The organism is Bradyrhizobium sp. CCBAU 45389 (assembly GCF_028128625.1).
Taxonomy (GTDB): Bacteria; Pseudomonadota; Alphaproteobacteria; order Rhizobiales; family Xanthobacteraceae; genus Bradyrhizobium; species Bradyrhizobium liaoningense_B.
Genome location: NZ_LBIY01000093.1, coordinates 35,203 through 55,345, shown reverse-complemented (window position 1 = coordinate 55,345; position 20,143 = coordinate 35,203). Strand labels below are relative to the sequence as shown.

Sequence of the window (20,143 nt, the reverse complement as noted above, 5' to 3'; positions counted from 1 at the left end):
GTCAGGATATCGCCATGAGCTTTTCGACTGCAGGTTATCAACTGGCGCCGGTGCTGCCCGAGCTCGTGCTCGCGGTCGGCGCCATGGCGCTTCTGATGCTCGGGGCCTATCGCGGGCAGGAGACGACCAGGACGGTGACGTCGCTGGCGGTCCTGCTCCTGATCGTGGTCGGAGTGCTCGAATATCTCCAGCCGGCGGGCAAGACCGTAACCTTCGGCGGCAGCTTCATCGTCGACGACTTCGCCCGCTTCATGAAGATCCTGGCCCTGATCGGCTCGGCGGTGACGCTGATCCTGTCGACCGAGTTCCTGTCCGATCCCTCGCGCCGCATCTTCGAATACGCCATCCTGGTGCTGCTCTCGACCCTCGGCATGATGGTGCTGATCTCGGCCGGCGACCTGATCTCGCTCTATCTCGGCCTCGAATTGATGTCGCTGGCGCTCTACGTCGTGGCGGCCTCGAACCGCGACAACGCCAAGTCGACCGAAGCCGGCCTGAAGTACTTCGTGCTCGGTGCGCTGTCCTCGGGCATGCTGCTCTACGGCTCTTCGCTGGTCTATGGCTTCACCGGCACGGTCAGCTTCACCGGCATCGCCGCAGCCGCGACGGTCTCGAATATCGGCCTTATCTTCGGCCTGGTCTTCCTGCTCGCCGGCCTCTGCTTCAAGGTCTCGGCTGTGCCGTTCCACATGTGGACGCCGGACGTGTATGAGGGCGCCCCGACCCCGGTCACCGCGTTCTTTGCCTCGGCGCCGAAGGTGGCCGCACTCGCTGTCTTCACCCGCGTCACGCTGACCGCATTCCCGGGCATCGTCTCGCAGTGGCAGCAGATCCTGGTGTTCGTGGCGATCGCCTCGATGGCGCTCGGCTCCTTCGCCGCGATCGGCCAGAGCAACATCAAGCGCCTGATGGCGTATTCCTCGATCGGCCACATGGGCTTTGCCCTGGTCGGCTTGGCCTCCGGCACGGTCGAGGGCGCGCAGGGCGTCCTGATGTACATCGTGATCTATGTCGCGATGACGCTCGGCTCGTTCTCGATCATCCTCGCCATGAAGCGCAACGGCCAGGCCGTCGAGCAGATCAGCGATTTCGCCGGCCTGTCGCGCACCAACCCGCTGCTCGCCTTCATGTTCGCGATGCTGCTGTTCTCGCTCGCCGGCATTCCGCCGCTCGCCGGCTTCTTCGCAAAGTGGTACGTCTTCGTCGCCGCCATCAAGGCGAACCTGTTCACGCTCGCCGTCATCGGCGTGCTCTCCAGCGTGGTCGGCGCCTACTACTATCTCGCCATCGTCAAGACGATGTATTTCGACGAGCCGGCCGGCCAGGTCGATCCGGTACGCGTCGAGGTGAAGACGGTGCTGGCGGTCGCGGGCCTGTTCAACATCCTGTTCGCGCTGTTCGCTGGCCCCGTGGTGAGCGTCGCCTCCGCCGCGGCAAAGTCGCTGTTCTAGGATGGGGTTCGCGCTCGGTCCTCGCGCACTCTCGGCGGGCTATAAGCTCGCCGCTTTCGAACGGACCGGCTCGACCAATACCGACGCGATCGAGCACGCGCGGGCCGGCGAACGCGGCCCGATGTGGTTCGTCACGTCAGAGCAGACCGCCGGCCGCGGCCGGCGCCAGCGCGCCTGGATCGCCCCAAAGGGCAATCTCGCCGCCAGCGTCCTCGAGATCCTCGACATCCCGCCTGCGGTTGCCGCCACCATCGGGTTTGCGGCGGGGCTGGCGGAGGAGGCTGCCCTTGAGAAGGTCAGCTTAGAAGCCGCGCTGCGGCTCGGACCTGACCGTCCCCGCTACGCCCTGAAATGGCCGAACGACGTCCTCGCCAACGGCAAGAAGCTGGTCGGCATCGGCCTTGAGGCTGAGGCCGTCGGCGATCGCCTTGCCATCGTCGTCGGCATCGGCACCAATGTCGTCGCCGCGCCCGAGGGAACGCCGACGCCCGCCGTGTCGCTCGCGGACCTCAGCGTTCAGATCAGCGCGGAGGAGCTGTTTACGGCCCTGTCGGACGCCTGGGTCGAGTTCCGTGGTATATGGGACAATGGCCGCGGCTTTGCCGATATCCGTAAACTGTGGCTTGAGCGCGCTGCCGGCCTCGGCGAGCGGGTCGCGATCCATACGGGGACGACGACACTGGAAGGCATTTTCGACACCATCGACGACACCGGTTGCCTGATCGTCCGCACCGCGGAGGGCCGCCACGTGCCCGTCGCAGCGGGTGAAGTCTTCTTCGGCCCGGCCCGCTCCGTGGGGGCTGCGTGATGGCGAGGCCGGACGAACTGGTGTTTGCGTCGCTCGGCGGCGTCGGTGAGATCGGCATGAACCTGTCGATCTACGGCCTCGGCAACCGCCATCAGCGCGCCTGGCTCGCGGTCGATCTCGGCGTCTCCTTCGGCGACGAAGAGCATCTGCCGGGCATCGATTTGATCATGCCCGACATCAGCTTCCTGGAGAAGGAACGCAAAAACCTGATGGGCCTCGTGCTGACGCACGCCCATGAGGATCATTTCGGCGCCATCATCGACCTCTGGCCGAAGCTGAGATGCCCGATCTACGCGACCAAGTTCAGCGCCGCGCTGTTCGAGGCCAAATGCGCCGCCGAGCGCAATGCGCCCGAGATCCCGGTGACCGTGGTGCCATCGGGTGGCCGCGTCGATATCGGCCCGTTCAATGTCGAGTTCATTCCGGTCGCGCACTCGATTCCGGAAGCGCATGCGCTGGCGATCCACACCGAAGCCGGCATCGTGCTGCACACCGGCGACTGGAAGATCGACCCGACCCCGACGCTGGGGGCCCCGACCGACGAGAAGCGGCTGCGCGAGCTCGGCGAGGAGGGCGTGCTCGCCCTAATCGGCGATTCCACCAATGCCGTCCGCGACGGCCGCTCGCCTTCGGAGGCCGAGGTCGCCAAAACCATCATCGACCTCGTCAAATCGGCCAAGGGCCGCGTCGCGGTCACGACCTTCGCCTCCAACGTCGCCCGCGTCAAAGCGGTGGCCGACGCCGCCAGGGCCGCCGACCGCGAGGTCGTCGTGGTCGGCCGCGCCATGGAACGCGTGGTGCAGGTCGCGCGCGAGACCGGCTATCTCGACGGCGTGCAGAACTTCCGCTCGCCCGAGGTCTACGGCCACCTGCCGCAGGACAAGGTGCTGGCGCTCTGCACCGGCAGCCAGGGCGAGCCGCGCGCCGCGTTGGCGCGCATCGCCAATGACGACCATCCCGAGATCACGCTGAACCGCGGCGACAGCGTGATCTTCTCCTCGCGCACCATCCCGGGCAACGAGAAGGCGGTCGGCTCGATCATCAACAATCTGGTGCTCCAGGGCGTCGAAATCATCACCGACCGTGACGCGCTGGTTCACGTCTCCGGCCATCCGCGCCGCGACGAGCTGCGCGATTTGATCTCCTGGGTGAAGCCGCAACTGCTGATCCCCGTCCATGGCGAGGCCCTGCATCTGCACGAGCACGCAAAGCTCGCGCGCGCCGCCGGCGTGCCGCGGGTGCTGGTCTGCCGCAATGGCGATCTCGTCAAGCTCGGCCCCGGCGATCCCGGCATTGTCGGCGAGGTGCCCTCGGGCCGGCTCTACAAGGACGGCACGATCCTGGAGGATTCAAAATCCCGTGCCGTGGTCGAGCGCCGCCGCATGGCCTTCTCCGGCTGCGCCTTCGTCGCCATCGCCCTGACCGCGCAGGGCGAGCTCGCCGACGAACCCGAGGTCGATCTCGTCGGCATCCCCGAGAAGAACAGGGCGGGAGAGACTTTTGACGACCTGGTCTTCGATGCCGTGATGTCCACGATCGAGGGCCTGCCGAAGGCGCGGCGGCGGGATCCGGACGCGCTGGCCGAGTCGGTGCGACGCGCGGTCCGGGCCGTCATCAACGAACATTGGGGCAAAAAGCCCCCCTGTCTGGTACACGTCCTGACAGTGTAGATTGGGCGTGTTCTCCAGATCACGCTCTGAGGGAGAAGAAACATGCTGGGTCGCCTCAACCACGTCGCGATCGCGACCAAGGACGCCGTCAAGGCCGCAAAGATCTACGGTGCGGCATTCGGTGCCCAGATTTCCGAGGCCGTGCCGCTGCCAGAGCACGGCGTCACCACCGTGTTCGCGACACTGCCCAATACCAAGATCGAGTTCATCGAGCCGCTCGGCGAGGCCTCGCCGATCGCAAAGTTCCTGGAACGTAATGCCGACGGCGGCATCCACCATGTCTGCTACGAGGTCGTCGACATCATCCACTCGCGCGACACGCTGGTGAAGGAGGGCGCAAGGGTGCTCGGCGACGGCGTGCCGAAGATCGGCGCCCACGGCAAGCCGGTGCTGTTCCTGCACCCGAAGGACTTTTCCGGCGCCCTCGTCGAGATCGAGCAGGCGTAAGGCCCCATGGCCATCCAGATATCGACCGCGCTTGCGATCTACTTCGTCATCTGGTGGATCGCGCTGTTCCTGACGCTGCCGTTCGGCGTGCGCAGCCAGCACGAGGACGGCGTCGGCGCCCCCGGCACCGACCCCGGCGCGCCGATCCTGACGCGGATGGGCCGCAAGCTGATCTGGACCACGATCATCTCGGCTATCATCTACGGCCTCGGCATGGTGGCCTATCATGCCGGCTATCTCTCGATCGAACGTCTGTCGAAAATGATGGGCATGCCATTTTAGGCATTCTTCACTAGATTTTTCTTGTTGCGTGTTTGTTGGGGGAACGAATGACTTTTCAACGGATCGTCGTCGCGCTTCTGCTGCTGATCGTCGCCGGGATCAGTGCCATCGGCTATTTCGAATGGAGGATCGCCGTTCAGGCCCGGACGCTGAAGGCGTTCGTCGAGGGCTATGTCTTCAACGAGGCGGTGATGGCCTGCGAGCAGGCCAAGAGCTCGACGCCGTTCAAGTGGAACGGCGGCAAGAGCACCTCGGTGATCGGGCTGAACTCGGTCAAGCCAGACAAATACAACGTCTTCGCCAGCTACACGCTGGTGGCGGACGGCGTCTATTGCGATTACGATCCCATCAAAAGAAAGGCCGAGATCGGCTCGAGCTTCCTGGAGCGGGAGTAACGATCCGGCCCATACCAGCATGATCCGGACCCGAAGGGCCGCGTTAGCGCAAAGTGTGAAGCGGTTTTCCGAAAAGATCATGCTCAAATAAGTGGGGTGGGATCGTCATGACCGGGGACCGGGCAGGGGATTATCGGATTCTGCATGAGGCGGCCTTGCGGGATTATCTCGCGGGCCTTCCGGACCTGAAGGCGCTTCTCGGAGGCGATCCCGCGTCCTGGGCGATCACCGAGGTCGGCGACGGCAATCTCAACCTTGTCTTCATCGTCAAGGGCGCAAGCGGCGGCATCGCCGTGAAGCAGGCGCTGCCTTACGTCCGCCTCGTCGGCGAGAGCTGGCCGCTGCCGCTGTCGCGGGCCCACTACGAATTTTTGGCCTTGTCCCGGCAGGCCGAGCTCGCGCCCGGCCTCGTGCCGGCCTTGCTGCATCACAACGAAAAGCTGGCGCTGACGGTGATGGAGCTGCTCGAGCCCCACATCATCATGCGCAAAGGGCTGGTCGCGGGAACGCGCTATCCGCGTTTCGTCGACGATATCACCACCTTCATGGCGCGCACGCTGTTCTTCACCTCCGACCTCGCGCTCTCCGCCGCCGAGAAGAAGGAGGGTATCGCGGCCTTCGCCGGCAACCATGCGCTCTGCAAGATCACCGAAGATTTGATCTTCACCGATCCCTACCGCGTCGCCGAACAGAACCGCTGGACCGCACCCTATCTCGACGGCCTTGCCGTCGATCTGCGCGACGACCTGGAGCTGCATGTTGCGATCTCCCGGCTGAAGCTGAAGTTCATGGCGAGCCCCGAGGCTCTCCTGCACGGCGACCTCCACACCGGTTCGATCATGGTCACGGACAGCCAGACGCGGGTGATCGACCCGGAATTTGCCTTCTACGGCCCGATGGGGTTCGACGTCGGTGCGGTGCTGGCTAATCTCCTGATGGCCTATTTTGCCTCCGCCGGCCACGAGCGCGCGCCGGGCCAGCGGGCGGCGTTCGAGGGCTGGGTGCTTGAGGCGGTCGAGCAGGTCTGGACCGGGTTCGCCGGCAAGTTCCTCGATCTCTGGCGCGCCGGCGCGGCCGGTGATGCCTATCCGCCCTCGCTGTTTCCGGGCGAGAAGGGCGCCGCGCGGCTTGAGGCGGAGCGGCAGGCCTACATGCAACGCCTGTTCGCGGACACGATCGGCTTCGCCGCAGCCAAGATCATCCGCCGCATCTTCGGCCTCGCCCACAACATCGATTTCGAGCTGATCGAGGACCCCAGGCAGCGGGCGACCACCGAAGCCCGCGCCGTGCGGCTGGCGAGGGCGATGATGGTGGAGACGGGGACATTTGGGGCAATCGCCGACGTGACCAGCGCCGCGCGAAAACTGCGGGATTGGCAGCCGGAACTAACCGGCTGAGAGGGCTTGGTGGCAGCCACCAGCCTCCGTCATTGCGAGCGTCGCGACCAGGCTTGCCAGCACAGCCGTCGCGACGGTCAGACTGCCGGCGAGCAGGGCACCTGGCGTTCGGCGAGTCATTTTTTCCGCGATCCCTGGGGCTCAGATAACGATCCCGAGCTTGGTCGCCTCGATCACGAAAAATGTTCACCGGTCCCTGGATGACGCACCGCGTCAATCGGTTTGCCCCGGAGGTCTCCGTCGAAGCACTGCCTCAGGAACCGGCATCGGTTGCCACCAAAACGAAGCTTGCTTTCGACACGCGACGAATGATCAAATCTCTTCTCGGAACACACCTGCGTTGTTGGGGGACTCATGATGTTCAGGATGATTGCGATCGTCGCGGGTTTGGGACTGGCGCTCGCCGGATCAGCGGAGGCCCAGACGCCGCGCAAGGGCGGCACCATCCGGATGACGGCGCCCTACGGCTCGAGCTTCACCAGCCTCGACATTCACACCACTCAGCGCGCCCAGGACGAGATCTACGCCAAGGGGCTGCACCGCTCGCTCTACATCTGGGATTCCGCGGAAGGCAAGCCGGTTCCGGAGCTTGCCAAGGAGGTCGTCGTCTCGGGTGGTGGCCTCGTTTACACCTTCAAGCTTCGCGACGACGCCTATTTCCACAATGGCCGCAAGATGACGGCCGACGACGTCATCTGGTCCTACAACCGCATCATGGACGGCACCAAGGCCTATCCCGGCGCGCGCTATGTCCGCGTGATCGAGGGCGCGGCCGCGGTGGAGAAGGGCCAGGCCAAGGACATCTCCGGCCTGAAGAAGATCGACGACTTCACCATCGAGATGAAGCTGACCGAGAAGGTCGATCCGGGCTTCTACTTCTTCACCGCGCTGACCTCGATCTATCCCGCCGACGAGGCCGCCAAGGAGAGCTTCATCCAGAAACCGATCGGTCTCGGCCCCTTCAAGTTCGTCGAGCACGTGCCGGGATCGCGCATCGTGCTGGAGCGGTGGGACAGGTTCTACAAGCCCGGCAAGCCCTACGCCGACAAGCTCATCGTGTCGGTCATGGGCGAGGCCGCGGCCCGCGATGTCGCCTTCCGCAACAAGGAGATCGACACCTCGGTGCTGGGACCTGCGCAGTATGTCGCCTACCAGTCCGACGCCGCCCTCAAGGGCACCATCGTCGAGGTCGCCGAGGTCTTCACGCGCTACATGGGCATGAACACCTCCTTCAAGCCGTTCGCCGACAAGCGCGTCCGGCAGGCGATCAACTACGCGATCGACACCGACCTGATCATCAACAAGCTGGTCAAGGGCAAGGCCTATCGCGCCACCAGCTGGCTGCCGCTGACCTCGCCGCTCTACGACAAGACCATGAAGCCGTATCCCTTCGATCCCGCGAAGGCCAAGCAGCTCCTCGCGGACGCGGGCTATCCCAACGGCTTCGAATTCGAATGGACCACCAGCCAGAACGAAAGCTGGGGCCTGCCGATCGTCACGGCCGTGATCCCGATGCTGGACAAGGTCGGCATCAAGGCCAAGGTCAAGCAGGTCGAGACCGCGGTGCTGGCGGAGGTGGTTCGCACCGGCGACTACCAGGCCTTCATCTATTCCCAGCAGACCGGCCCGGATCCCCAGGCGGCGCTGAAATGCTTCCACTCGGCGACGCCGCAATCGGCCTGCAACTACATGAACTTCAAGAACGCCGACTTCGACAAGCTGATGGACGAGGCCGGACAGGCCGACGACGTGGCAAAGCGCGGCCAGCTGCTGCAGAAGGCCAATGCGCTGCTCTATGACGAGGCGCCGGTCTGGTTCTTCAACTACAACAAGGCGGTTATGGCGGTGCAGCCCTGGCTCAAGGGAGTTCAGTTGAACGCGACGGAGCTGACCCATCAGAACGTCGAAGACCTCTGGGTCGACGAGACCTCGCCCGCGAAGTGATACGCGCGCTCCCGCCTAGCGCCACAGGCGAGGGAGGGAGCGGGGAAAAGTTGAGATGCTCTCGTTCCTGATCCGACGCCTCCTGCAGACCATTCCGACCGTGCTGGCCGTGGTGCTGTTGGTCTTCGTGCTGTTCAGCGTCGTTCCCGGCAGCATCGTCTCAACCATGAGCGACGACAGCGATCCGCAGGTCGAGCTGCGCATGAAGAAGCAGCTCGGCCTCGATGAGCCCGTCTACATGCGCTTCGGCGCCTATGTCGCAAGGCTCGCGACCGGTGATCTCGGAGCCTCGTTCCGGACGCGTGAGCCCGTCACGACCATGATCGCCAAGCGGGCATGGCCGACGCTGCAGCTGATCTTCGCCTCCATGGCGTTTGCGGTTCTGCTCGGCGTGCCGCTCGGCTTCATCGCGGCGTTGCGGCCGGGCAGCCTCGTCGACACCGTCTCGATGGTCCTGGCGGTGTCGGGTCTGTCATTGGCCAAGTTCTGGCTCGGACTGCTCCTGATGTACCTGTTCGCACTGAAACTCGGCTGGCTGCCGAGCTTCGGCTATGGCGATGGCGGTCTCAAATATCTGATCCTGCCGGCCGTGACGCTCGGCGTCTCGCCGATGGCGCTGCTGGCGCGGACGACGCGCGCCGCGGTCCTCGAGATCATGACGGCCGACTTCGTCCGCACGGCGCGCTCGAAGGGCATGAGCGAGACCAGGGTCGTGAAGTGGCACGTGATGCGCAACGCGCTCGTCCTCATCCTCACCACCATGGGGCTGCAATTCGGCGCGCTGATGGGGCAGGCGGTCGTGGTCGAGAAGCTGTTCTCCTGGCCGGGCATCGGCTCGCTGCTGGTCGACAGCGTCCTGCAGCGCGATATTCCCGCCGTCCAGGGCTCCATTCTCGTGGTCGTGCTGTTCTTTCTCGCGATCAATCTGCTGATCGACGTGCTCTACGGCGTGATCGATCCCAGGATCAGATACGCATGAAGCTCCGCGCCAATCTCGTCATCGGCGGTTCGTTGTTCGCGCTTGCGATCATCGTCGGCCTGCTCGCGCCCTGGCTGGCGCACACCGATCCCGTGATGGACGCCAATCTGATGAATGCGGAGGAGCCTCCGAGCTGGACCTGGTGGTTCGGCACCGACGGGCAGGGCCGCGACATCTATTCCCGCGTCCTCTACGGCGCGCGGGTCTCGCTGACCGTCGGCATCGTCTCCCAGCTCATCAACAGCGTCATCGGCGTGGGGCTGGGCCTCAGCGCCGGCTATTTCGGCGGCTGGTGGGACGATGTCGTCAACGCCCTCACCAATCTGATGCTCGCGATCCCCTCGCTGATCTTCGCGCTCGCCATCATGGCGGTGCTCGGCCCCGGTCTCACCAGCCTGTTGATCGCACTCGGGCTGACCAACTGGTCCTTCACCTGCCGCCTCGCACGCGCCTCGGCGCTGTCGCTGCGGAACCAGGGCTATGTGCAGGCGGCGACCGTGCTCGGCTACGGCGACCTGCGCATCATGATCACGCAGCTCTTGCCGAACATGCTCGGGCCGATCGTCGTCATCGGCACGCTCGGCATGGGCAGCGCTGTGCTGTCCGAAGCCGCCTTGTCGTTCCTGGGTCTCGGCGTCCGCCCGCCCTTTCCGAGCTGGGGCAGCATGTTGTCGGAGGCGCGCGACCAGATCACGACGGCGCCGTGGCTCTCGCTGTTTCCGGGCCTTGCCATCTTCCTGACGGTGCTCGGCCTCAATCTGCTCGGCGATGGCCTGCGCGACATTCTCGATCCCCACTCGCGGAGCCGGCGAACATGACGGGCTCCCCGCTGATCGAGGTCGAGGATCTGCGCATCGATCTCGATGATGGATCGAGACGCGTTGCGGCGGCCGAAGGCGTTTCATTCCGCATCGATCGGGGCGAGACGTTCGGCCTGGTCGGCGAGTCCGGCTGCGGAAAGAGCATCACGGCGCTCGCCTTGATCGGCCTGCTGCGGTCGCCCTTGTCGATCGGTGGCGGCGTCATCCGGTTCGATGGACGGGAGATCCAGCACCTCTCCGCCGCCGGGCAGCGGGAGCTGCGCGGCAACCGCATCGCCATGATCTTCCAGGAGCCGATGACGGCGCTGAATCCGGTCTCGCCGGTGGGACGGCAGATCGCCGAGATGTTTGTGCTGCACAAGGGCAAGAGCTGGCGGGAAGCCAACCAGCTGGCGGTCGAGGCGCTGGCGAGCGTCCGCGTGCCCGCGCCGGAGCGGCGCGTGAACGACTATCCGCATCAGCTGTCCGGCGGCATGCGCCAGCGCGTGATGATCGCGATTGCGCTGGCCTGCGGTCCGGATCTCCTGATCGCGGACGAGCCGACCACCGCGCTCGACGTCACCGTGCAGGCGGAGATCATCGAGCTGATGCGCAATCTGTGTGCCGAGCGGGGCACGGCGATCCTGATGATCAGCCATGATCTCGGCCTCGTCGCCAATGTCTGCCGCCGCGTCGCCGTCATGTATGCCGGCCGTATCGTCGAGGAGCGTGGCTCGGCCGACATCTTCCGCGCGCCCTCGCACCCGTATACGCAGGGCCTCGTCGCCTCGCTGCCGCGGCTGGGCAGCCGTGCCGCGCTCGGCCGCACAAGGCTCAAGGAAATCGCGGGCGTCGTCCCGGCGATCACAAGTTTTCCGGATGGCTGCCGGTTTAATCCACGCTGCGCGCAGGCGACCGACATCTGCCGGACGGTCGCGCCGCAGACGGATGCCCTCGAGGCCGGCGGTTTCGTCAGGTGTTACCACCATGCATGAGCCGCAAAATCTGCTGAGTGGGGCGAAACGGGACGACGATCTCATCCTCAGGGTCGAGGATCTCGCGGTTCATTTTCCGCTGGGAGGCGGCTTGTTCGGTCGCGAGCGGCGGCTGCTCCGTGCCGTCGACGGCGTCGATCTCACGCTGAAGCGTGGGGAATGCCTCGGCCTCGTCGGCGAGTCCGGGTCGGGCAAGTCGACGGTCGCCTTGTCGATCCTGGGACTGTTGAAGCCGACGCGCGGCCATATCGTGGTGGACGGCCGGGAGGTCGTGACGAACAGCCAATCCGGCGATCGCAAGGCCCTGGCGCGCACCGTGCAGATCGTGTTTCAGGATCCCTACGCCTCGCTCAACCCGCGCCAGACCGTGCGTCGTACGCTCGAAGATCCCCTGCGTGTGCACGGCGTGACTGCGAAAAGCGAGATCGAGGACCGCGTTGCGACCATGCTCAAGCATGTCGGCCTGCGTCCCGAGCAGGCCGACCGCTACCCGCATGAATTCTCCGGCGGCCAGCGCCAGCGCATCGGCATTGCGCGCGCGCTGATCCTCAATCCCAGGATCGTCATCTGCGACGAGCCGGTCTCGGCGCTCGATGTCTCGATCCGCGCCCAGATCATCAATCTGCTGCTGGAGCTGAAGGACACGCTCGGCCTGTCCTACATCATGATCAGCCACGACCTCGGCGTGGTCGAGCACATGAGCGATCGCGTCGCCGTGATGTATCTCGGCCGCATCGTCGAGAACGGCGACTGGCGCGAGATTTTTGAACGGCCGGCCCACCCCTACACGCAAGCCCTGATCGCCGCCATCCCCGATCCCTTGCGCCACGCACCGCTGGCGACGACAGGGGGCGACTTGCCCAACCCGCTCAACCCACCGAACGGATGCGCCTTCAGCCCGCGGTGTCGTTATGCGGAGGCCGTGTGCCGGAGCGAGCCGGGGCCGGTGCTCGAAACACGGCCTGACGGGCATGCGGTACGGTGCTGGCGGGCTGACGAGATTGCGGAGCGGATGGCGCTGGCTTCGGTAGAGGGCGGACGTCCCTAGCCCGCGGTTGCATGTCAGGCTGGCGCGACATCTTCGCACAGGAAGACGCAAAGGTCGGTTTCCGGCGGATTGACGTTCGAATCGAAGAACATCTCGCTCACCCAGCCGCGGTGATAGGTCTTGTGGTTCACGATGTGCAGAAACATGCCGCCTCGCGTCATTTCGGCGGCCTTGCCCGACACGAAGGTGAACTTCAGGCGCTGGCTCAAGCTCTCGACATTCTGGCTCCTGGCCCAGTCGATGTACCAATGATTGATCGCGGTTTGCTCCCTTATCAGGGCGCCAAGCTCGGGATGCAGCAGGTCGCGGCGGGTCGAGAAGCCGTGCTTCTCGCCGAGAAGATGGGCGCGCCAGATCAGGTCCACCACGTAGTTGTGATTGAGGGTGCCGATCATCGAGCCAAACAGCGTCTGGCGTGTCCGATAGATGGCGTCTTCCGGCAGTTCGGCCATGGCCTTGAACAGCACCTGATCGGCCCAGTTGCCATAGTTCGCCAGCATTACGGCCGTTTCCGTCGTCAGCATCGTCGTGTCTTTCGTTTATGCGCGCAGTCTCCAGCGTCCCGCTGGGCCGCTACCCGGAGAAGGGCGACCAATTTCGGTCAAGCGACCTTTCGGCCGTGATGGCTGTGAAGCTTGCTCGACAGGATGCCGCGCCATTCGTTGAATTCCGAACTCGCAATCTCTCGCGGCCGCTGCAGGTCGATGGCGTACTCGTTGTCGATCCGGCCCGGGCCGGGCGACATCACGACGACTCTGTCTGCCAGAAAGATGGCTTCGTCGATCGCGTGCGTGACGAACAAGACCGTCAGTTTGGTGCGCGACCAGATGTCCACCAGCTCATCTTGCAGGCGTTCGCGCGTCATGGCGTCCAGCGCACCGAACGGCTCGTCCATCAGCACGACCTCGGCGTCGTTTGCGAGCACGCGCGCGATGGCGACACGCTGCTTCATGCCGCCGGAAAGCTGATGGGGATAGGCGTCGGCAAAGCGCTGCAGCCCGACGAGCTCGATGAATTTCTCGGCTGTCTCCCTGACATCCTTGGTCGCGAGCCCGCGGGATCTTGGACCGAACCCGATGTTCTCCCTGACCGTCAGCCACGGAAAGAGCCCGTAATCCTGAAAGACCATGCCGCGCGACGGGTCGGGGCCGGCTATCGGCATGCCCCACATCAGGACCTCGCCGCTGGTCGGCGTTTCGAATCCCGCCACCATGCGGAGCAATGTCGATTTACCGCAGCCGGACGCGCCGATCAGGCAGATGAATTCGCCCTTGCGAACGGTCAGGCTGGCATTGCGCAACGCCTCGATCGATTGACCGTTCAGGGAGAACGTCTTGTGGACGTTCTTGATCTCCAGGATCGGAAGCGCGCTGTCAGACATGGGAGGGATTCCAGGCAAGGAAGCGCCGACCGATGAGCACGACGATCTGGTCGGACAGGAAACCGAAGATGCCGATGACGAGCATTCCGCAGATCACGATTTCGGTGCGCGATAGCTGACGCGCCTCCATGATGATGGCGCCAAGTCCGGTCGGCACGCCGGTCATCTCGCCGACGACGATCACAACCCACGAAAATCCCAGGCCCAGACGGAGGCCGGTAAAGATCGAGGGCAGGGCGGCAGGAAGGACGACACGAAAGAACTGCGCCGTTCCCTGACATCCCAGCATGGCAGCAGCTTCGAAGAGGCGCGGCTCGACTGAGCGGACGCCAAACACGGTATTCAGCAAGATGGGATAGAAGGCGCCGAGGAAGACCAGGAAAAGCGCCGAGCGCGGGCCCAATCCAAAGATGATCATCGCGAGCGGCAACCATGCCGTCACCGGAATTGGGCGCAAGATCTGCAACAGCGGTTCGATCAATCGCCGGACCAACTCAATCCGGCCGATCAGCATGCCGAGCGGAAGTGCGACGACGAGCGCGAGACTGAACCCGCCGAGCACGCGACCGACCGAAGCGAGGAGGTGCGTCAGCAGCGTGCCGCTATAGGCGTCGTCATTGATGCCACCGACTGCGAGATCGCGAAATTCCAGCCAGACCTCCAGCGGCGGTGGAATGAGGCTGGCCGGGCGCCCGACGGTCGCGAAATGCCAGATCGCAAGAAGCGCGACGGGCAGGGCCAGGGCTTGTGCGAGCCTCATCGCGCGCCGCATGATCGCTGCCGAAACAATCGACGGCCGCGGCCGACCAGCGGCCTTTTCATGCGTCGACACGACGACACTGCTCACAGCGGCCTCAATGCGTCGACGAAGCTGGTGTCGATGAAGGTGCTGAAGTCGGGCAGACGCTTGATCTGCTTGAGCGCCAGCATGTGCTCGGCATAGACCTTGGCCTGCTCGATCTGGGTGGGACCGAAGCGCCAGGTCAGTTCGACGTTCGGGATCGAGGCTTCGATCGCTTCCTTCTTCTGGCCAAGCTTGGCGGAAGCCAGCGCGATCAATTCGTCCTTGTTCCTGGTCGCATAATCCGTCGCCTGCTGATGAATGCTCAGCATCATTCGGACGAGGTCGGGCTTGCTGGTGATGACGTCGCGATGCGTGCCGAACACCATGTTCAACGAGCCCATGGCCGTCGAATAGGGATATTCGACCAGCTGGCCGATCCCGGTCGACAATGAAACGCCGGGGGCCGGTTCGGCGCCGACATAGGCATCGACATCGCCGCGGGCGAGCGCGATATGCATTTCGCTGAACGAAACCCGGACCGGTTCGACGTCCTTGATGGACATGCCTTCCATCCGCAGGCGCTCGAGGAAGAAAACTTCCTGCGTCGTTCCCGGAAAGACCGCGACACGTTTGCCCTTCAGGTCCTTGAGGGCGTGAATCGGACTGTCTTTCTTGGCGATGATTGCCATCCCGCGATTGCAGGTTGACGCAATCAGGACGATTGGCTCGCCGGCTGCGGCGCCAAGCTCCCCGGCCGCGATACCGAAATTGCCGAAATCGACGGACCGCGTGACGACGGCGGTCTTGCATTCGGTCGGTGTCTCGAACGGCAGCACTTCGACTTTGAAGCCGGCTGGCACGAAGCGCTCATAGAAGTAGGGGGCGATCGAATGGATCAGTTTCAGTGCGCCGACACGTATGACGGTAGGAGTCTGCGCACGCACGACGGCCGGAGCTGCAAGGAGACTTGCGCCGAGCCCGACAATGACGTCTCGGCGGCGGATGACGGTTCGCATAACCACACTTTCCTTGTGAGCGCGTCGGCCGCCGCGGCGGATCAGGTGGGCGGCCTTCATCTGGCATCGAGGGTTGGGAAGACGATAGCGATCGCGGTGTTGCAAACCAGTGCTTGATTTTGATCGCCCTGTTGCTAGAAACGCAACAGGCCCGTCTGGCCGGGGCCGTTCATGCGTCACCTGAAGATTCACCGGTATATTGCGGAGGTCGCCCGCCGCAGTTCCATTCGCGGCGCAGCCGAGCATCTGAACATCACGCCGTCGGCGTTAACCCGGCAAATTCAGGACTTTGAGGACGAGCTGGGCACGCCCATCTTCGAGCGGCTGCCGCAGGGCATGCGGTTGAATTCCGCCGGCGAGCTGTTGATCCGGCATATCCGCGACCAGAGGGCGGATTTTGAACGACTGCGATCCCAGATTGCGGATCTCTCGGGGGTTCGTCTCGGCCACGTGTCGGTCGCCTGCAGCCAGGCCTTCATTGACAATGTGCTGCCCGATGAGATCGCGGCCTATCGCGCTCAATTTCCGAAAGTGACGTTCTCGCTCGTCGTTCGCGATCACATCCTTGGTGCGACAGCTCTCAGTACTTTCGAAGTGGACCTTGCGCTGCTTCTGAATCCGCCTCCGGTCCCCGACATGCGCATTCTGTTCTCGACCGATCAGCCTCTCTGCGCGGTTTTTCGTGCCGACCATCCTTTGGCGCGTCCGGGTTCGGTACGCCTGCGGGACTGCTTTGCGTTTCCGACAGCGATGCCGGACCAGACACTCGCGATACGCCATTTGCTGGACGTGGCAACATCACGGCGCCAGATCGTTCCGAACATCCAGGTCGAGTCGGGATCATTGGAGTTCTTGCGCAACTACGTCATGCGTGAGCAGGCGGTAACGTTTCACGCCCTCAGCGCCGTTCCACGCGAGGACCGCCGCATCTACGCCAGACCGATCGACACACGGGACGTCACGCCGATTCAAATCGTGCTCGGACAGCTGAGAGGGCGCGTACTGTCTGTCGCTGCGGCAAAATTCGCCGATCAACTGAGCATTCATTTGGCGCGGCACGATCCCATCGCCGAATGATGAATGCATTGCCGGCTGGTCAAGTGCTGTCGCGATCCTCTGCGTAGGACTACAGATTGCCACTCCTTCATCAACTCCCTACACTCGCCGGACAAGAGCAGCGTCTGCGACGCGGCGATGATGAGAGATAAGACGTGACGGACGAGCAGAAAATCTCAGATGCCCGCGACGATATTCCGTTCCTGAAGAACGGGATTTATGTCGACAATGCCTCTGTTTCGCCCATGTCGACGCGCGTCCAGGCGGCGAGCGACCGCTTCAACACGGTAACGTCGACACAGCTGCGCGAGTCGAAGGCGATTGCGACGGGAGTCTACGACAAGGGTCGCGCGCTCGCAGCAAAGCTTGTGGGCTCGTCGGCTCGGAATATCGCCTACGTCCAGAATACGTCTCACGGTCTGTCCTTGGTCGCGCTCGGTGTCGACTGGCGGCAGGGAGACAACCTCGTCGTCTGCGCCGAGGAGTTTCCTTCGAATTATCTGTGCTGGGTCCAGCTGGCATCCAGGGGTGTGGAAATTCGCCGGGTGCCCGCTCCCGACGGGAAGTTGGAGACGGATCTGATCCGGCAAGCGGTGGACGGCCGAACCCGCGTCGTCGCCGTGAGCCATGTACAGTTCTACAGCGGCTTTCGGATCGATGTCGCGGCTCTTGGCGACCTCTGCGCTGCCAAGGGCACTCTTCTTGTTGTCGACGGTACACAGTCCATCGGCGCGCTCGGGCTGCATGTCGCGGCCACCGGCGTCGACGTGCTTGTCGTCAGCGCACACAAGTGGCTGATGGGCCCCCGCGGAATAGGCTTTGCGAGTTTCTCCGGCCGGGCCCTGGATCAGGTTACGCCTGCCATTGTCGGCTGGATGAGTGTCAACGATCCTTTCGCGTTCAACCGGACGCTCGACTATCTGCCGGACGCGAGGCGGTTTGAATCGGGCACGCCAAACGGGACTGGCATTTTCGGCCTCACGGAACGGCTGGCTCAGATCGATGAGCTTGGGATTGCCTGGATCGAAACGCGCGTGCTGGATTTGAACGAACTGGTCTGCGAGCTCGCTCTCCGCCACGGCATCCAGCCGGTCTATCAGTTCGAGCGCCGCTCGCGGTCTGGTATCGCCTTGTTGCGGAAGCCGGGGATCGCTGCCCCGGACATGAATTCACTGCTCGGGGCGAGCGGGGTTTTCGCGAGTATCCGAAACGGCGCCGTGAGGATTGCGCCGCATTACTACAACACGGTTGATGAGGTGGAGCAGGTCATGTCCATCATGGCCTCGGCCCGGGCTTAACGTTGCCCGGGGGGCGCCTCTCCTACATCATCAGCCACGACGTCGGCGTCGTCGAGCACATGAGCGACCGCGTCGCCGTGATGTATCTCGGCCGCATCGTCGGTCACAATCCGCCGCTCAGGATTTCGAGAAACGCGAGAGGCGATGCCGCCAGCACCGCTCCTGCGCAAAACCCGACGGTCCCAAGTGCGATGGCACCCAACGACTCGTGATGGGTCCAACCGTAGACGCCGCCGATGGCCGTACAGATGCCAATGATCGAAACAGACCACGCGATCTGCGCAGCAACCTTAACCGTTCTAATCATTGGCTCTTAACTTATCGCAGTTTGGCCCTGAAAGTACGCGCTTGCGATCGCCTATTGCCTCGTTGGCTTGCGATGTACAGGTAGTGAGGCATCGGGTTGGACGGAAGCCATGGTACGTAACGTGAGCAATATCCCGACCGGACGGACTTATGTTGGGTTCGTGTTAGTTTGGACGACCGCGCCGTTTTTGGTCGCCGCGTTTTGCATTGCGGCGATTAGAGATGGCCATTGGGTTGCCGGCGTGCTTCTCGTCCTGCTGACCGCTTACTGCTTTGTCCGGCACAGCATGTGGATTGGCAAACGCGCGGGGCGGGGGCTGTTCGCAGGCATTGAGGTGTTAGCGAGGTGTGGAAATCGCTGCCGCGCGCCTCGCTCTATCTCCGTCACCCTGAGGTGGCCGCTCCTTCAGCGGCCCTCGAAGGGCGACGGCCCGGCTGGCACCTCGGCCGTTCATCCTTCGAGGCTCCACATGCAATGCGCTTGCATCGCATGCCTCGCACCTCCAGCGACAACGGCTTCGCCGTTGCGCGGGGACGACGCGGCATCGCTCGCAGTCAACGTCGACGATCAGCGCCGCCAGCTCTTACGGCACGTTTCTGATCACCTTCGCCCCTACATAGGGACCTGAGACAGCGATATTCTGTTCCGGGCGTTGACCCAAATTCTGCGGGTTGTTGGGACGGGAATAGTTGCCTGTCTGCAATCCCTGGGGCTGGACCTGATTGGTCGGCCTTGGCGTGTTGGGGGTGGGCAATGTGCGAACAGTGACGCCGTTCCCACCGGTGGGCACCTGTACATTCTGTGCGTAGGCACTGGTAGCAATCAGAAGACAGCCAAGCAAAAGAGGTGCTCAATTCCACGTGTAGCGGAGACCGGCTTGGAATCCCGTCGTCTGGGTCGCGTTGTAGGTCGCTATCGGCTTGCTGGGGCCACTGGCCTGCCCGGTCGCGTGCACCTCGAGGTACGACGAAAAATTTGCGCTCCAGACAACGTTGATCTTGCCAGATCCGCGATAGCCAATTGCGCTCGAGGGGAAGATCGGCCCGACGACTCCCAGCGCGCTCGAGTCCGTAATCTGATAGGCGAACAGGGCGACGGCCGGCTGAACCGTATAGGTCATCCATTTCATTTCCGTGCCCAACCGCGCGCCAGCGTGCACTTCCGTGGTGTCCGAGAGCTTCGTTCCGAAATTGGCCGTGTAGCCTTCGGAATAGGTCATGCCAATTCCGGGTTCGATGAATACGGAATACGGGAAATCGAAACGGTATTGCACGTTTCCGGTGAAGCCGACCGAACTGCCCTTGATTACGGTTGGGACGAATACGGGACCTGACAGAGCGCTTCTCGTCCACCCGACAAAGCTGGTGAGGTCGAGGGAGAAGCCGCCGTTGAGATAGGCAAGCGTGGCGGAGGTCGAAGGGACGGAGGTGTCGACGTTCAACTGGCCGCCTTGGTGGGACCAGGCCTCGCCTCCCGTCCCCATGAAGGTCAAGGCGTCGTTCACGGTGAAGACCCCGATCTTCGTAACGTCGAATGCCCCTGTGACCGACGCCGTGTCGGTGATGATACCGGCGGTCATGGAGCGCTCCCCGCTGCCGATCAGATTGGCACCATAAAGCCAGTCCGAAGCGATGGCAGGTGTGCCTGCCGGGGCTTTCGCGTAGGCAAGAGCACCGAAGCGATCGTCAAAACCAGGGGCTGCAAACGGATTTCGAGTGTCGAAATCCGGTCCGCCTGCGCTGAAGGCGAGCCTGGTGGGAGACGAAACTGGCCGGCGTCCACGGATCTGGTCACGAAGGTTCTGCAGGATGTTCTGCACCGCGTTGTTGTTGATCTGCTGATAGAGGCTGATGCCGCCGGACTGGGCAGCGGCAGGTTGTGCCAGGATCAGGAGGAAAGCAGCCGCAGCTGCCGCCAAGGTGCTTGAAAATCCTCGAAATCTCATCTCGTTTCCGCTTTCGAATCTCTCGCCGAGAATAGCCAAACTGCGGATGTGGCCGCTAGTGCGGTGCCGACACGATCGCAGCCAGCAGTTGCAAGGGCGAGCGCCGGCTGCGGAGCACAAACGAGAAGGGCTCGGACCGG

Annotated in this window: 20 protein-coding genes; 15 read left to right on the top strand and 5 right to left on the bottom strand. The window is 63.6% G+C overall.

Annotated features, from left to right (window positions below):
• Positions 1-14: 14 nt before the first annotated feature.
• From nuoN to XH79_RS24040, 12 genes are all read left to right on the top strand, one after another.
• Positions 15-1,451, top strand: a complete 1,437-nt coding sequence (nuoN, locus tag XH79_RS24095; protein ID WP_212335994.1) for an NADH-quinone oxidoreductase subunit NuoN — start codon at positions 15-17, stop codon at positions 1,449-1,451.
• 1 nt (position 1,452) lies between these two features.
• Complete coding sequence (locus tag XH79_RS24090) at positions 1,453-2,259, top strand: biotin--[acetyl-CoA-carboxylase] ligase (RefSeq protein ID WP_271583194.1); 807 nt, start codon at positions 1,453-1,455, stop codon at positions 2,257-2,259.
• A complete protein-coding gene (locus tag XH79_RS24085; protein WP_271583193.1) occupies positions 2,259-3,929 on the top strand; it encodes a ribonuclease J in 1,671 nt (556 codons plus the stop codon). Before XH79_RS24090 ends, XH79_RS24085 begins: the two co-directional genes overlap by 1 nt.
• Before the next feature lie 42 nt (positions 3,930-3,971).
• The gene (gene mce / locus XH79_RS24080) at positions 3,972-4,376 is read left to right on the top strand and encodes a methylmalonyl-CoA epimerase (RefSeq protein ID WP_212335997.1); all 405 of its coding nucleotides are present in this window, start codon (positions 3,972-3,974) and stop codon (positions 4,374-4,376) included.
• Between the two features lie 6 nt (positions 4,377-4,382).
• Positions 4,383-4,658: a DUF1467 family protein gene (locus XH79_RS24075; RefSeq protein ID WP_271583192.1), complete on the top strand. Its 276-nt coding sequence runs from the start codon at positions 4,383-4,385 to the stop codon at positions 4,656-4,658.
• Between the two features lie 47 nt (positions 4,659-4,705).
• Positions 4,706-5,053, top strand: coding sequence for a hypothetical protein (locus XH79_RS24070; protein ID WP_271583191.1), 348 nt, complete (start codon positions 4,706-4,708; stop codon positions 5,051-5,053).
• A gap of 107 nt (positions 5,054-5,160) precedes the next feature.
• Positions 5,161-6,450, top strand: a complete 1,290-nt coding sequence (mtnK, locus tag XH79_RS24065; RefSeq protein WP_271583190.1) for an S-methyl-5-thioribose kinase — start codon at positions 5,161-5,163, stop codon at positions 6,448-6,450.
• 354 nt (positions 6,451-6,804) lie between these two features.
• Positions 6,805-8,394: an ABC transporter substrate-binding protein gene (locus XH79_RS24060; protein WP_271583189.1), complete on the top strand. Its 1,590-nt coding sequence runs from the start codon at positions 6,805-6,807 to the stop codon at positions 8,392-8,394.
• Between the two features lie 55 nt (positions 8,395-8,449).
• Positions 8,450-9,373, top strand: coding sequence for an ABC transporter permease (locus XH79_RS24055; RefSeq protein ID WP_271583188.1), 924 nt, complete (start codon positions 8,450-8,452; stop codon positions 9,371-9,373).
• Complete coding sequence (locus XH79_RS24050) at positions 9,370-10,191, top strand: ABC transporter permease (RefSeq protein ID WP_183238916.1); 822 nt, start codon at positions 9,370-9,372, stop codon at positions 10,189-10,191. The genes XH79_RS24055 and XH79_RS24050 overlap by 4 nt, the downstream gene beginning before the upstream one ends.
• Positions 10,188-11,168, top strand: a complete 981-nt coding sequence (locus tag XH79_RS24045) for an ABC transporter ATP-binding protein (protein ID WP_271583187.1) — start codon at positions 10,188-10,190, stop codon at positions 11,166-11,168. The genes XH79_RS24050 and XH79_RS24045 overlap by 4 nt, the downstream gene beginning before the upstream one ends.
• On the top strand, positions 11,161-12,216 hold the full coding sequence (locus XH79_RS24040) for an ABC transporter ATP-binding protein (protein WP_271583186.1): 1,056 nt from the start codon (positions 11,161-11,163) through the stop codon (positions 12,214-12,216). The genes XH79_RS24045 and XH79_RS24040 overlap by 8 nt, the downstream gene beginning before the upstream one ends.
• Before the next feature lie 14 nt (positions 12,217-12,230).
• Here the strand turns inward: XH79_RS24040 and XH79_RS24035 are convergent, their stop codons facing one another.
• The 4 genes from XH79_RS24035 to XH79_RS24020 all read right to left on the bottom strand — a co-directional run bounded on the left by XH79_RS24035 (position 12,231) and on the right by XH79_RS24020 (position 15,397).
• Positions 12,231-12,740, bottom strand: coding sequence for a DinB family protein (locus XH79_RS24035; protein WP_271583185.1), 510 nt, complete (start codon positions 12,738-12,740; stop codon positions 12,231-12,233).
• Between the two features lie 77 nt (positions 12,741-12,817).
• Positions 12,818-13,597 carry an ABC transporter ATP-binding protein gene (locus XH79_RS24030; protein WP_212336005.1) on the bottom strand — a complete coding sequence of 260 codons (780 nt, stop codon included), beginning with the start codon at positions 13,595-13,597 and terminating at the stop codon, positions 12,818-12,820.
• Positions 13,590-14,369: an ABC transporter permease gene (locus tag XH79_RS24025; RefSeq protein ID WP_271583341.1), complete on the bottom strand. Its 780-nt coding sequence runs from the start codon at positions 14,367-14,369 to the stop codon at positions 13,590-13,592. The genes XH79_RS24030 and XH79_RS24025 overlap by 8 nt, the downstream gene beginning before the upstream one ends.
• Before the next feature lie 71 nt (positions 14,370-14,440).
• The gene (locus XH79_RS24020; RefSeq protein WP_271583340.1) at positions 14,441-15,397 is read right to left on the bottom strand and encodes an ABC transporter substrate-binding protein; all 957 of its coding nucleotides are present in this window, start codon (positions 15,395-15,397) and stop codon (positions 14,441-14,443) included.
• 171 nt (positions 15,398-15,568) lie between these two features.
• Here XH79_RS24020 and XH79_RS24015 point away from each other — a divergent pair, with 171 nt between their 5' ends.
• The 3 genes from XH79_RS24015 (at position 15,569) to XH79_RS24005 (ending at position 17,963) form a co-directional block, all read left to right on the top strand.
• A complete protein-coding gene (locus tag XH79_RS24015) occupies positions 15,569-16,474 on the top strand; it encodes a LysR family transcriptional regulator (protein ID WP_271583184.1) in 906 nt (301 codons plus the stop codon).
• Between the two features lie 134 nt (positions 16,475-16,608).
• On the top strand, positions 16,609-17,751 hold the full coding sequence (locus XH79_RS24010; RefSeq protein ID WP_271583183.1) for an aminotransferase class V-fold PLP-dependent enzyme: 1,143 nt from the start codon (positions 16,609-16,611) through the stop codon (positions 17,749-17,751).
• 2 nt (positions 17,752-17,753) lie between these two features.
• Entirely contained in the window at positions 17,754-17,963 is a 210-nt protein-coding gene (locus tag XH79_RS24005) for a hypothetical protein (protein WP_271583182.1), read from the top strand.
• A gap of 945 nt (positions 17,964-18,908) precedes the next feature.
• On the opposite strand, the gene XH79_RS24000 is transcribed toward XH79_RS24005, so the two are convergent.
• Entirely contained in the window at positions 18,909-19,976 is a 1,068-nt protein-coding gene (locus XH79_RS24000) for a hypothetical protein (RefSeq protein ID WP_271583181.1), read from the bottom strand.
• Positions 19,977-20,143: the final 167 nt, after the last annotated feature.

Coding starts and splice junctions, on each gene's coding strand:
- nuoN (WP_212335994.1), top strand. CDS start 15: ATGAGCTTTTCGACTGCAGGTTATCAACTGGCGCCGGTGCTGCCCGAG.
- XH79_RS24090 (WP_271583194.1), top strand. CDS start 1,453: ATGGGGTTCGCGCTCGGTCCTCGCGCACTCTCGGCGGGCTATAAGCTC.
- XH79_RS24085 (WP_271583193.1), top strand. CDS start 2,259: ATGGCGAGGCCGGACGAACTGGTGTTTGCGTCGCTCGGCGGCGTCGGT.
- mce (WP_212335997.1), top strand. CDS start 3,972: ATGCTGGGTCGCCTCAACCACGTCGCGATCGCGACCAAGGACGCCGTC.
- XH79_RS24075 (WP_271583192.1), top strand. CDS start 4,383: ATGGCCATCCAGATATCGACCGCGCTTGCGATCTACTTCGTCATCTGG.
- XH79_RS24070 (WP_271583191.1), top strand. CDS start 4,706: ATGACTTTTCAACGGATCGTCGTCGCGCTTCTGCTGCTGATCGTCGCC.
- mtnK (WP_271583190.1), top strand. CDS start 5,161: ATGACCGGGGACCGGGCAGGGGATTATCGGATTCTGCATGAGGCGGCC.
- XH79_RS24060 (WP_271583189.1), top strand. CDS start 6,805: ATGATGTTCAGGATGATTGCGATCGTCGCGGGTTTGGGACTGGCGCTC.
- XH79_RS24055 (WP_271583188.1), top strand. CDS start 8,450: ATGCTCTCGTTCCTGATCCGACGCCTCCTGCAGACCATTCCGACCGTG.
- XH79_RS24050 (WP_183238916.1), top strand. CDS start 9,370: ATGAAGCTCCGCGCCAATCTCGTCATCGGCGGTTCGTTGTTCGCGCTT.
- XH79_RS24045 (WP_271583187.1), top strand. CDS start 10,188: ATGACGGGCTCCCCGCTGATCGAGGTCGAGGATCTGCGCATCGATCTC.
- XH79_RS24040 (WP_271583186.1), top strand. CDS start 11,161: ATGCATGAGCCGCAAAATCTGCTGAGTGGGGCGAAACGGGACGACGAT.
- XH79_RS24035 (WP_271583185.1), bottom strand. CDS start 12,740: ATGCTGACGACGGAAACGGCCGTAATGCTGGCGAACTATGGCAACTGG.
- XH79_RS24030 (WP_212336005.1), bottom strand. CDS start 13,597: ATGTCTGACAGCGCGCTTCCGATCCTGGAGATCAAGAACGTCCACAAG.
- XH79_RS24025 (WP_271583341.1), bottom strand. CDS start 14,369: ATGCGGCGCGCGATGAGGCTCGCACAAGCCCTGGCCCTGCCCGTCGCG.
- XH79_RS24020 (WP_271583340.1), bottom strand. CDS start 15,397: ATGCGAACCGTCATCCGCCGCCGAGACGTCATTGTCGGGCTCGGCGCA.
- XH79_RS24015 (WP_271583184.1), top strand. CDS start 15,569: ATGCGTCACCTGAAGATTCACCGGTATATTGCGGAGGTCGCCCGCCGC.